15 protein-coding genes are annotated in these 10,451 nt (G+C 69.2%); 8 read left to right on the forward strand and 7 right to left on the reverse strand.

Going from position 1 to position 10,451, the window contains the following annotated elements; all coding sequences use genetic code 11:
• A partial coding sequence (locus I0Q12_RS20000; protein WP_197253883.1) for a (deoxy)nucleoside triphosphate pyrophosphohydrolase occupies positions 1-335 on the reverse strand: 335 nt, incomplete at its 3' end.
• 48 nt (positions 336-383) lie between these two features.
• Between I0Q12_RS20000 and I0Q12_RS20005 the strand changes: the two genes are divergently transcribed.
• Positions 384-671, forward strand: a complete 288-nt coding sequence (locus I0Q12_RS20005; RefSeq protein WP_197253885.1) for a 4a-hydroxytetrahydrobiopterin dehydratase — start codon at positions 384-386, stop codon at positions 669-671.
• Here I0Q12_RS20005 and I0Q12_RS20010 read toward each other — a convergent pair.
• Positions 616-1,941, reverse strand: a complete 1,326-nt coding sequence (locus tag I0Q12_RS20010; protein ID WP_197253886.1) for a mannosyltransferase — start codon at positions 1,939-1,941, stop codon at positions 616-618. The genes I0Q12_RS20005 and I0Q12_RS20010 overlap by 56 nt on opposite strands.
• A 332-nt stretch (positions 1,942-2,273) precedes the next feature.
• Between I0Q12_RS20010 and I0Q12_RS20015 the strand changes: the two genes are divergently transcribed.
• Both I0Q12_RS20015 and I0Q12_RS20020 read left to right on the forward strand, forming a co-directional pair.
• On the forward strand, positions 2,274-3,116 hold the full coding sequence (locus I0Q12_RS20015) for a hypothetical protein (protein WP_197253931.1): 843 nt from the start codon (positions 2,274-2,276) through the stop codon (positions 3,114-3,116).
• Between the two features lie 102 nt (positions 3,117-3,218).
• Positions 3,219-3,584 (forward strand): hypothetical protein, encoded by a 366-nt coding sequence (locus I0Q12_RS20020; protein WP_197253888.1) that lies wholly within the window; start codon positions 3,219-3,221, stop codon positions 3,582-3,584.
• 24 nt (positions 3,585-3,608) lie between these two features.
• Here I0Q12_RS20020 and I0Q12_RS20025 read toward each other — a convergent pair whose 3' ends face one another.
• Together I0Q12_RS20025 and I0Q12_RS20030 are read right to left on the reverse strand one after the other, a co-directional pair.
• The gene (locus I0Q12_RS20025) at positions 3,609-4,334 is read right to left on the reverse strand and encodes a DUF1906 domain-containing protein (RefSeq protein ID WP_197253889.1); all 726 of its coding nucleotides are present in this window, start codon (positions 4,332-4,334) and stop codon (positions 3,609-3,611) included.
• A 137-nt stretch (positions 4,335-4,471) separates the two neighbouring features.
• Positions 4,472-5,419, reverse strand: coding sequence for a winged helix-turn-helix domain-containing protein (locus tag I0Q12_RS20030; protein WP_197253891.1), 948 nt, complete (start codon positions 5,417-5,419; stop codon positions 4,472-4,474).
• A 211-nt stretch (positions 5,420-5,630) separates the two neighbouring features.
• Between I0Q12_RS20030 and I0Q12_RS20035 the strand changes: the two genes are divergently transcribed.
• Positions 5,631-6,122 carry a nuclear transport factor 2 family protein gene (locus I0Q12_RS20035; protein ID WP_197253893.1) on the forward strand — a complete coding sequence of 164 codons (492 nt, stop codon included), beginning with the start codon at positions 5,631-5,633 and terminating at the stop codon, positions 6,120-6,122.
• Between the two features lie 4 nt (positions 6,123-6,126).
• On the opposite strand, the gene I0Q12_RS20040 is transcribed toward I0Q12_RS20035, so the two are convergent.
• On the reverse strand, positions 6,127-6,432 hold the full coding sequence (locus I0Q12_RS20040) for an antibiotic biosynthesis monooxygenase (RefSeq protein WP_197253895.1): 306 nt from the start codon (positions 6,430-6,432) through the stop codon (positions 6,127-6,129).
• Between the two features lie 127 nt (positions 6,433-6,559).
• On the opposite strand from I0Q12_RS20040, the gene I0Q12_RS20045 reads away from it, so the two are divergent.
• On the forward strand, positions 6,560-7,951 hold the full coding sequence (locus tag I0Q12_RS20045) for a carotenoid oxygenase family protein (RefSeq protein ID WP_307846362.1): 1,392 nt from the start codon (positions 6,560-6,562) through the stop codon (positions 7,949-7,951).
• Between the two features lie 19 nt (positions 7,952-7,970).
• A complete protein-coding gene (locus I0Q12_RS20050) occupies positions 7,971-8,573 on the forward strand; it encodes a mismatch-specific DNA-glycosylase (RefSeq protein WP_197253897.1) in 603 nt (200 codons plus the stop codon).
• On the opposite strand, the gene I0Q12_RS20055 is transcribed toward I0Q12_RS20050, so the two are convergent.
• Complete coding sequence (locus I0Q12_RS20055) at positions 8,570-8,899, reverse strand: DUF1330 domain-containing protein (RefSeq protein ID WP_197253899.1); 330 nt, start codon at positions 8,897-8,899, stop codon at positions 8,570-8,572. The genes I0Q12_RS20050 and I0Q12_RS20055 overlap by 4 nt on opposite strands.
• Positions 8,900-9,020: 121 nt before the next feature.
• On the opposite strand from I0Q12_RS20055, the gene I0Q12_RS20060 reads away from it, so the two are divergent.
• Both I0Q12_RS20060 and I0Q12_RS20065 read left to right on the forward strand, forming a co-directional pair.
• Positions 9,021-9,815, forward strand: a complete 795-nt coding sequence (locus tag I0Q12_RS20060) for a helix-turn-helix domain-containing protein (RefSeq protein WP_197253901.1) — start codon at positions 9,021-9,023, stop codon at positions 9,813-9,815.
• Positions 9,816-9,910: 95 nt separating this feature from the next.
• Positions 9,911-10,126, forward strand: coding sequence for a maltose regulon activator MalT (locus I0Q12_RS20065; RefSeq protein WP_197253903.1), 216 nt, complete (start codon positions 9,911-9,913; stop codon positions 10,124-10,126).
• Between the two features lie 18 nt (positions 10,127-10,144).
• On the opposite strand, the gene I0Q12_RS33310 is transcribed toward I0Q12_RS20065, so the two are convergent.
• Positions 10,145-10,451, reverse strand: a 307-nt coding sequence (locus I0Q12_RS33310) for a 2'-5' RNA ligase family protein (protein ID WP_231611058.1), incomplete at its 5' end; no start/stop codon positions are given.

Below are 10,451 nucleotides of genomic sequence, written 5' to 3' on the forward strand. Positions count from 1 at the left end.
AGCGTCGCCAGTTCCGCCGCATCGACCCACCGCAGCGCGGAGTGTTCGAGCGGGGCGGGGACTCCGTCCACCAGTTCGACGCGGTAGGCGCACAGCATCCGGCCGTCCGGCAGAGGTACCGCCGCTCCGATGCGTTCGCCCCCGGAGACGTCGACGCCGAGTTCCTCTCGCAGTTCGCGCCGCAGCGCGTCCTCGACGGTTTCGCCGGGTTCGACCTTGCCGCCGGGCAGTTCCCACAGGCCCGCGAGTTCCGCGGGTCCGGTGCGTTGCGCGAGCAGCAGCCGCCCGTTGCGGAACAGCGCGGCCGCCACCACTTCACCCGGGCCGTCGGTCATGCTCCTCCTGTCGTTGCGGTCCTGTGCTGCGTCGTCCCAGAATGAGTCATGGCCGACCTTCTCTCCGACGCCGAGATCGACGCCGCCCTCGCCGAACTCCCGGGCTGGTCCCGGAAGGGGAATTCTCTGGTGAGGACCATCGAATCAGCAACCTTCCCGGACGCGATCGCCCTGGTCACCCGTGTGGCCGAGGCCGCCGAGGTGATGAATCACCATCCCGACATCGACATCCGGTGGCGCAAGGTGACGTACACGCTCTCGACGCACTCCGCGGGCGGGATCACGGCGTCGGATCCGGCTCTCGCCCGCCGGATCGACTCCCTGGCGGGACAGTAACCGGATCCGCCGGCGGCTGCGTCCGCCCCGCGTGGACGATCCACGCGTAGACCGCGAGCGCGCCGATCACGTTCGCGGCGCCGAGCCACGACAGGACCGCGGGGCGCGAGATGTCCCAGATGGAGTCCTGGGCCCAGCCGAGCAGCCACGGCACGCCGACGAGGGTCGTGACCGTCCAGCACGCCGCGATCACGCGGGTTCCGCGGCGCGCGGCGAGCGGGCCGTACACGAGCCACACGAGCATCGGCACGACCCACACCCAGTGGTGGGCCCACGAGATCGGCGAGACGAGCAGTCCGAACAGCTCGACGACGACGAGCGTGCCGAGGCGGTCGTCGGGGCCCAGTGCCCGCCACGCCGCGTAGGCGAGGGCCGCGGAGAGCGCGACCGCGATCAGCCACAGCGGTCCGGTACCGACGTCGTGACCGACGATGCGGCTGAGCGCCCCACGCAGCGACTGGTTCCACACCGATCCGACGGGTCCGATCCGATTCGCGTCGCCGAAGAACGTCGTGAAGTACTTGCGGCCCTGTTCGCCGAGGACCAGCACGCTCACCGCGACGGTCGCGAAGAACACGACGGCGGAGAACACGGCGGCGGACCATCGCCGGCGCGCGATGAGATACAGCCCCGCGATCGCGGGGGTCAGCTTGATGCCGGCCAGGAGCCCGACGAGGCCGCCGGAGATCCACCAGCGGCTGCTGCGGGCGGCGATCATGGTGCCCAGCACCAGGAAGACGTTGACCTGCCCGTAGTCGAGGGTCATCCGGACCGGTTCGGTCCACACGCCGATCGCCGTCCACACCAGCGCGACCGCCGTCCACCGGGTGTTGCGGGCGTCGGCGCCGACGAGCAGCTCGAGTGCGATGCGCACGATGCCGAACAGCGCGGCGACGGTGAGCAGCTGCCATGCGAGGCCCACGAAACCGAATGGCAGGTAGTGCAGGGGGAAGAACACCAGCGCGGCGAACGGCGGGTAGGTGAACGGCAGCGGGAAGTCGGGGGTGTCCCGCGAGTACGTGAAGTCGTAGAGACCGCCCTGCAGCAGGCTCGCCGCGCCCTCGACGTAGACGTGCAGGTCGACGAGGTTCAGACCGTTGGGGGTGAGGAAGGCCCACAGCAGCCGGGCCACGACGGACACGAGCAGCAGCGCCGCGCACCACCACAGACGCTGCGAATCGTGACTGCGCTGGAGGCGGGCGGATCGTGGCACTGGGGTGCAGCCTCCCGTGGTCGTCGGCCCGGGCGCATCCGTAAGAGCACTGCGCATCCGAGGGCCCCGGCTCGCCCGAGGACCGGAGATACACAGTATCGGCTCGCGGGTTCCGCCCGGAAAACGCTGGTCCCAGGAGTAACAGTTTTATCTCCAACCCCAGCAGCAACACCCGGTTGGGGTTACGGTCTACCGGATACCACCATTCGGAAGACACGGTAGCTACACTCCCGGCAGGTCCTGCCATCGGCGCAAATCAAGCGCCACGGCTTGTACCGGACGGGGGGCCTACATAGAGTGTCTCCTCGAGCCGTCAGCTCCCGCGGCCCGTAACGGACCGTCGGGGGCTTCAACGACAAGGATGGGGAACAGTGCTTCGTACTCGAGGAATGCGACGGGCGCTCATCACGTGCGCACTCGCCGCCACCGCGGGACTGATCGTGCCCACGCACGCGGTCGCGCAACCGCTTCCACCGGCCCCGGTCATTCCCGATCTGGCCCAGATCACGAGTGCCCTGCCCTTCCAGGTGCCTGCGGATCTGTCCATCGAGACGCTCACGAACCAGGTCGCGAACCAGGTCGCGAACCCCGAGGCGATCGAGGCGCTCGCCTCCCTCGCCCCGGCCATCATCGGTGCCGCTGCGGGCCCCTCCGATATCGCGGACGACGGCAAGAACGACCTGCTCGCACAGGCCAAGGAGCTGCTCGAGAACTCCGAGCTGCCCGAGTCGATCAAGTCCACGCTGCAGCGGGTCATCACGTTCCTGGACGGCAGCGGTGGCGGCGGTCCGGACATCCCGGATCCGAACAGCGTCGTGATCACCCAGTTCCTGTACCCGACCCTCGGTGAGGGCTGCATCAGCGACACCGCCGACTCGGTCGGCACCGCGCTGGCCGTCGCCGGACCGTCGAAGCTGCCGCCTCCGGGACCGGGCGCCGGCCAGACCGGTTTCGTGTTCACCGCGCTGGGCACCGCTCCGCTCGCCGAGAAGCAGGAGAGCCCGCTCACCGTGAGCTGGATCAACGTCTCCAACGGCCGGACCGGCTCCCAGCCGCTCACCGGTGAAGCCAAGATCAACCCGGACGGCCCGGCCACGCTCAGCGCGATCGCCGACACCGGCTCGGGCAATGTCGTCGCGGTGATCTCGGGCGGTATCACCACCCAGAAGCCGGACGCCGAGCCGCGCTCGTGCTCCTTCCTGCCGACCATCGGCCTGGTGACGGTGCGCTGACGCGCAACACCGTGTCGTTCGAGACCGCCGGGCACTCGCCCCGGCGGTCTCGTCGTTTCGCGTATCCGTCCGGGCGACCGTCGGCACGTGGTAGACCGGGGCATGGCCGAATTCCCGTCCCGTGCCGGAAAGCAGTGCCGGAGCGACCGCTCCCGGTCGATCCGCTCGATCGCATCGCACCGCTCGATCCTGTCGATCCGGTCCGAAGGCTCGATCCTCTCGATCGGCTCCGCCTATTCGATCCTGTCGATCGGCAGTGTCGGCTCGATCCTGTCCATCGGATCCGTCGGCTCCGCGGGGTCGGCCCTGTCGTCGCTGTCGTTCGGCAGCCTCGGATCCGCGCTGTCCGGGCTGTCCCGGTGGTCCCTGCTGTCGTGGCGCGGCGACCACGACGCCCCCGACGCCGAGCATCCCTCGCTGGTGGTCACCGCCGCCGAGGAGGACCCGGCGCAGCACTGCCAGAGTTGAGTGCCCCGCGGCTCTACCCGGCCTCTAACCCGCGCTGAGGGACCACTGCCCGTAGTCCTCGGTGAGCACGTGGTTGACGTCGATGCCGATACCGTCGATCGTCCTCTGCCCCGGAATCTGGTGCAGGTTCGCCAGCGGATGCACGTACCCCTTGGGGGTGCCCCAATCGTGCTGCCAGTAGAAGGAACCGAGCTGCGCGACGACGGCGAGGTCGATCGTCGGCGAGTTCGCGTAGACCCCGGTGTTCTCGCGGCCGACCACGGACTGCCAGCCCAGCAGATACGGCGCGATCAGGGTGGCGAATTCGAGCGGCGTCGGATTGTCGTCGATCGACGCGTAGATCGGACGGTCGTCGGGACCACCGGCTGCCCGGTGCAGTTCGAGGCCGCGGGTCGCGTGCTCGACGCCGGCGTCGAAGCCGCCTCGCCAATCGGCGGTGTCCGCCTTGCCGAACTGGTAGCAGGACACGACCTCGAGCCCGCTGTCGGTCAGGTCCGTCGCCTCGTCCTCGGTCAGCGGCTTGGCCAGCATCCACTCCGCACCGGGCCGCCGATCCGAGACGTACCGGATCGCACCGATGTGCCCGGCCGCGCGGATCGACTGCGGGGACGGCACATCCGCCGAATAGTCGACGATCGTGCCCAGGACCTCCCGGCCCTGCGCGACGCCGGGCGCGGTCACGGCGGACAGCCACACCGCTCCCGAGCCGATCGCCGCGTATCGGAACAGTTCCCGACGAGAAATACTCATCGCACCTCGCTTCAGCCGGTTCGGTCGAGAAGATCACCGCCCCCGAGGTCCGGGGTGGGCACCATCGGGTATTGCACCACACCCCCCAGCCGTCACAGGGGTAACACGCGAAACCGAGGTGTCCGGCTGTCGCCCGGCTATCGGCCGGCGAGATCCGCGAAGTAGGCCGGCACCAGCGCGACGTCCTCGACCGTCCGCACCGTGGTGCGCACGCCGAGCCCGTGTTCCTTGAGCAGGTCGCACAGGCCGTCGCCGTCGATCAGGTCGATCGGCGGTGCGCCGTGCCGGTGTGCCTCCGCGCGGGCGTCGTCGGTGAACGAACCGGTGGAGACGAGCAGCCCCTTGTCGCCGCGACCCACCATTGCGGCGCGGAACTCGCGGACGACGTCGGCGCCGGCCCGCTCGGGGCCGCGCACGAACCGGAAGAAGACGGAGAAGCTGAGCAGCGAGACCCGCAGCACACCGGTGCCCTCGACGGCGGCGTCCGCGTCGTCGGGTTCGCTGTCCGGCACGGAACCGGGCGCGGGGATCGTCAGGGTCGTGAATCCGGCGGCGCGCAGCACCGAGGTGACCATCCGGGCGAAGCCGTCGGCGGGCAGTTCGGCGATCGCGGCCAGGACCGGTTCGCGCCAGAGTTCGGGATCCTCGGGTGCCGCCACGAGCGGAACGACCTGAGCGCCCGACGACGCGTTGCGGACCAGCCGCTTGCGGCGCTTCTCCGCGGTGTACGCCACCTGCATGGGCTTGATCTCGGATTCGCGCACCGCCCGTCCCCGGTCGGTCACGCTCCAGACACCGCGGCGGGTGTTCGAGAGCAGGCCCATGCCCTTGAGATAGGTGCGTGCCCACGCCACCCGGTATTCGATCTCGGTACCGGGACCGTCGCCGTGCAGCACGGTGCGCACCGCCTCGGGCAGGCCGGCACGGTCGATCACTTCGCTGTCGATGTCCTCGATGACGCCGGACCCGCCGAGGGCGATGACCGCCTGCAGGGTGGGCCACAACAGATCCGTGTACGGCGGCAGGGCGACCTCGTCACCGGCCGAACTTTCGGCAGAGGTTCCGACCACGTTCCGGCGCTGCACACCTTCCCCAATCGCGTGCGGGTTGTCTCCGCACCGCTCTCGATCCTGCACGTCGGAATTACCCTAGCGGATCGCCCGAGCACAGCGGCGCACGCACACGCTCCCACCGCGTGGGACGACCCGCCGCGAGCGGGCATCGGCGTGCGATAGTGACCCGGACCACGCCGGGTCACCGGCGAGTGGCGGTGTTCGAGACGGGGTGGGTCACGGCATGGGATGGAGTCACAGCGAACTCGAGGATGCGTTCGCGCTGTACCAGCAGGCGTCCGCGGATGCGCGGCGGACCGGCGACTGGGGACTGTTCGCGGACCGCTTCACCGAGGACGCCCGCTACTACGAGCACGCGTACGGCCGGTTCGAGGGCCGCGCCGCGATCCGCGAGTGGGTGATCCGGACGATGGGCGCGTTCCCCGGCAACCGGATGACCGCGTTTCCCGCGAACTGGTCGGTGATCGACGCCGACCGCGGGTGGGTGATCGCCGAGATCGACAACCCGATGGAGGATCCGGGCGACGGTTCGCACCACGCGGCCGCGAACATCACGATCCTGCACTACGGGGGCGACGGGTTGTGGTGCTACGAGGAGGACGCCTACAACCCGATGAACTTCCTGCGCATGGCCCAGGGCTGGTGCCGCGCCGCGCAGGCGGCGGGCACCCTGCCCGAGGACGCCCGCATCTGGTGGAACCGATACGGACGCTGAGCCCTCAGTTCCGCACGTCCGCGATGAGCTCGTGCTGCTCGACCGCGCTCGGGGCCTGCATTCCGGGCGCGTTCGGGTCGGAATGGGAGGCGCGGAACGAGTCCGACTTCAGCCACGCGAGGAAGTCCTCGCGGGTGTCGAACTCCATCGTCGAGACGTAGGGGGCGTCGTCGCCGACGGGACGCTGCAGCGTCGTCCGGTGCAGACCCGGGACGCCGGCGAGCGTGGTGTTCATGCTCTCGACGAAGACCTTCTCGAACGCTTCGGCGGTCTCGGCCGGGACCGGGATGCGGTTGGTGACGATGAACATTGATGCTCCTTGTTTCCGTTCGGGCAGGCCCTCCGAGGCCGCCGCGGCACATCATATCGACATCGTGTCGACAAATGTCGAGCCGGATCGCCCTCGTCCGCGCTTCCCGTTGACTACGATCAGGTCCGTGGCCCGTCCGGCACCGATCGACATGGCTCACCACCCGCATCTGAGCGGACTGTTCGCTCCCCAACGCGAGGAGGTCGACGTCCGCGGCCTCGAGATCGTCGGCGAACTCCCCGACGATCTGCACGGCAGTTATCTGCGCAACGGGCCCGATCCACGCTTCGATCCGATCGGCAGCTACGTCTACCCCATCGACGGCGACGGCATGGTGCACCGCGTCGAATTGACCGACGGCACAGCGCGATACACGAACCGGTTCGTCCGGACACCGAATGTGCTCGCCGAGGAGAAGGCCGGCCGCGCCTTGTGGTCGGGACTGACCGACCCCTACTTTCCGCCTGCCGAGGAGGTCGGCCCCGACCTGGCGAACACGATCCGGGAACTCCCGGACATCAACGTGATCCGGCACGGCGGCCGGTTGCTCGCGCTGGCGGAGGCCGCTCCCCCCTACGCGCTGGGTTCCGACCTCGAGACGCTCGGGCGCGAAACCTTCGACGGCGCCCTGCCGGTCGGGCTCACCGCGCACCCCAAGGTCGATCCCCGCACCGGCGAGATGGTGTCGTTCTGCTACGTGCTGGACGCGCCGTACCTGACCTGGTCGGTGATCGGCGCCGACGGCACGGTGACACGCGGCCCGACACCGGTCGACGGTGCCGATCGGCCGTTGATGATCCACGACATGGCTCTCACCGAGCGGTACGTCGTCCTGATCCTGGCGCCGTTCGTGTTCGAGCTGGGCCGGATCTTCACGGGAGCCTCGCCGCTGGATTGGCAGCCCGAACTGGGTGTGCGGATCGCACTGATTCCTCGCGACGGCAGCGCAATCCAGTGGCACACGACCAACGCGTTCTGGGTGTGGCACACCGCCAACGCCTTCGACCTACCCGACGGCTCGGTTGCCGTCGACTACGTCGAGTGGCAGTACCCGGGTGGGCTCGTCGACTCCGCCGATCCCAACCCGAGTGCCCTGCGCCGTGCGGTGATCGGACGCAACGGGATCACCCGGACGACGCTGCACGAGCGCAACATCGAATTCCCCCGTGTGGACGACCGCCGGCTCACCGAGACCCATCGGGTCGTGGCCACGGTCGGCGAATCCGGCGCGACCGAGCTGCCGCCGGGTGATGCGGACGCACTGTTCTGGTTCGACGTCGCCGCCGGCACCGAGTCCGTGTGGCTCGGCGGATCGCTGGCGCCGGGCGAACCCGCCTACCTGCCGAGCAGCAACGGCGGACCCGGATACTGGGGTACCATCGCCACCGATCGCAACGATCTGACCAGCTGGTTCCTCGTCTTCCCGGCGGAGGATCCCGCGTCGGGTCCGCTCACGCGGGTGCGGCTGCCGATCCGGGTTCCCGCGGGTCTGCACGGGGCGTGGATTCCAGCTTCCTGACACCGCCTACGGTGGTCGCGTGGGATTCACACGCGCAGAACTCGAGTCGTTTCGCGACGCCGTCGTCCCCGATCTGATCGGGCCCGGATGCCGGTTGCTGTTCGTCGGGATCAATCCGGGTCTGTGGACGGCGGCGACCGGCGCGCATTTCGCGCGCCCCGGAAACCGGTTCTATCCCGCGCTGCTGCGCGCCGGGATCATCACGCGCCCGATCGATCCCGGCGCGGGGATGAGCCCGGAGGACCGGCAGCATCTGCTCGACCGCGGTGTCGGGATCACCAACCTGGTACCGCGCGCGACCGCCCGCGCCGACGAACTGACCACCGCCGAACTGCGCGCGGGTGCCGAACGGCTCGCCGCCGTCGTCGCCGAGTTCACGCCACGGGTGGTCGCAGTCGCCGGAATCACCGCCTACCGCACCGCTTTCGGACGGCGTAAGGCTGTGACGGGCCTGCAGGACGAGACGATCGGCGGCGTCCCGCTGTGGGTGGTGCCGAACCCGAGCGGACTCAACGCCCACGACACGGTCGACTCGCTCGCCACCGCCTACGCCGAGCCGGCGCTCCGCGCCGGTGTGCCTTTGTGGCGGCCAGGGGCGCCACAAAGGCACACCGGCGACTAGCGGACCTTGGCCAGGTAGTCACTGGCGCGGTAGCCCGGCCCGACCCCCTCGACGAGGATCGCGGAGCCGTCGGAGTGCTCGGTGCGCAGCGGCAGGATCGCCTGGTACGCGGGCGATTCGTACCAGGTACGGGCATGCTCGGCGTCCGGGAACTCGATGACGATGAGATGTCCGGGCCACGTTCCTTCCACGACCACCGGATCGGTGCCGTGGACGAGGAACCGGCCCCCGAATTCGTCGAGGGTCGCGTCGATCTCCTGGAGGTAGCGCACGATCTCCGGTCCGAAATCGACCGAGCGCAGGTGGGCGACGGCGTATGCGGTCATTTTCTTCTCCCGTGGTTCGTTGGCCGGTGGGTACACAGACGAGACTCCCGGTCGCGGCGACACGAATCGATTACCTGTGAGGTAATGGCAGCCCTTCCCGGCCTCCCCTACCGTCGAATACATGACAACCGTGCAGCAGGAATCGGCCGGCGCGCTGCTGCGGCACTGGCGGGAACGTCGCGGGCTGAGCCAGCTCGCCCTCGCCAACCTCGCGGGGGTGTCGGCGCGGCACCTCAGTTTCGTCGAGACCGGCCGGTCGAAGCCGTCGCGCAGGATGCTGCTCGCACTCGGCGAACACCTGGATCTTCCGCTGCGGGAACGCAACGCGCTGTTGCTCGCAGCGGGTCTGGCCCCGGCATATCCGGAGCATCGGCTCGGCGACGTGCCGATGGCCGCCGTGTCCGACGCGATCGGCCGGATCCTGACGTCGCACATGCCGTTTCCGGCGCTGGTGGTGGATCGGCACTGGACGATGATCGACGCGAACGACGCCGTCACCGGACTCCTCGCAGCCTGCGCACCGGCCCTCGTCGAGCCCCCGGTGAACGTGCTGCGGTTGACGCTGCATCCCGAGGGGCTCGCCCCGCTGATCTCGAATCTGGGCCAATGGCGGGCGCATCTGCTGGCACGACTGCGGCACCAGATCGGGGCGACCGGCGACCCCGAGCTGATGCGCCTGCACGCCGAACTCGAGGGCTACCCCGGGGACGGGACCGCGGAGGCCGGGCACGCGGACGCCGGTGACAGCGCAGCGCTCGTGGTACCGCTGCGGTTGCGGGTCGGCGACGTCGAGTTGTCGCTGCTGAGTACCACCACACTGTTCGGAACCCCGCTCGATGTGACGGTGTCGGAACTGGCGATCGAGGCGTTCTATCCCGCCGACGACGCGACCGCCCATGTGCTGCTCGGCAAGTGAACCGGTCGGCACCGAACCGCTCTCGTGTCGCGCCGCCGCGCGGTAACGTCGAAACGGCCCCATCATCGTGAAACCGGATCCGGAGGACACCGATCATGAGCACTGCAAAGTGGTGGGTTCTGGACGGACGCAACAACGGTTTCGTCCTCGAGGAACGACCGAGCGGCGACATCGTCGTCGTCAATACGACGACGTCCGAGGAGCACGTTCTGCACGGCTACGTGTGGAAGCACTCGCACGTGTTCGGTGTGCAGATCCAGAGCGAGGGCCCGCCCCCGTACGGGCGATGGGTGGAGAACCCGGAAGACTGAATTCTCGACAACCGGATCTCACGGAATGATCCGGAGCGCATAGCGCTCCCCTGTCCTGCTGTCGACGAGTGCCGCCGCATCCACGACCGCGGCGACGGGCAGCACGTCGTAGATCGCGGCGGCAAGTCGCGGCAGGTCGGTCAACCGTGTGCGCGGACTCAGCGTGCAGTGGGGCATCCAGACGTCGGGACGGTAGTGCTTGTGCAGGTCCGCACCGGTGGCGACGACCGCGTCGACGACGCGGCGCTGCCGCTGGAGCAGGTCTGCGGTGGGTGCCGGCGCCAGCCAAATGCGCCCGCGCCGGAAGGTGCCGAGCGCGTCGAAG

The organism is Rhodococcus sp. CX, from assembly GCF_015865005.1.
GTDB lineage: Bacteria > Actinomycetota > Actinomycetes > Mycobacteriales > Mycobacteriaceae > Rhodococcus.

Bases quoted from the DNA above. Each gene is read 5' to 3' on its own strand.
- I0Q12_RS20005 (WP_197253885.1), top strand. From the start codon at position 384: ATGGCCGACCTTCTCTCCGACGCCGAGATCGACGCCGCCCTCGCCGAA.
- I0Q12_RS20010 (WP_197253886.1), bottom strand. From the start codon at position 1,941: ATGCGCAGTGCTCTTACGGATGCGCCCGGGCCGACGACCACGGGAGGC.
- I0Q12_RS20015 (WP_197253931.1), top strand. From the start codon at position 2,274: ATGCGACGGGCGCTCATCACGTGCGCACTCGCCGCCACCGCGGGACTG.
- I0Q12_RS20020 (WP_197253888.1), top strand. From the start codon at position 3,219: ATGGCCGAATTCCCGTCCCGTGCCGGAAAGCAGTGCCGGAGCGACCGC.
- I0Q12_RS20025 (WP_197253889.1), bottom strand. From the start codon at position 4,334: ATGAGTATTTCTCGTCGGGAACTGTTCCGATACGCGGCGATCGGCTCG.
- I0Q12_RS20035 (WP_197253893.1), top strand. From the start codon at position 5,631: ATGGGATGGAGTCACAGCGAACTCGAGGATGCGTTCGCGCTGTACCAG.
- I0Q12_RS20040 (WP_197253895.1), bottom strand. From the start codon at position 6,432: ATGTTCATCGTCACCAACCGCATCCCGGTCCCGGCCGAGACCGCCGAA.
- I0Q12_RS20055 (WP_197253899.1), bottom strand. From the start codon at position 8,899: ATGACCGCATACGCCGTCGCCCACCTGCGCTCGGTCGATTTCGGACCG.
- I0Q12_RS20060 (WP_197253901.1), top strand. From the start codon at position 9,021: ATGACAACCGTGCAGCAGGAATCGGCCGGCGCGCTGCTGCGGCACTGG.
- I0Q12_RS20065 (WP_197253903.1), top strand. From the start codon at position 9,911: ATGAGCACTGCAAAGTGGTGGGTTCTGGACGGACGCAACAACGGTTTC.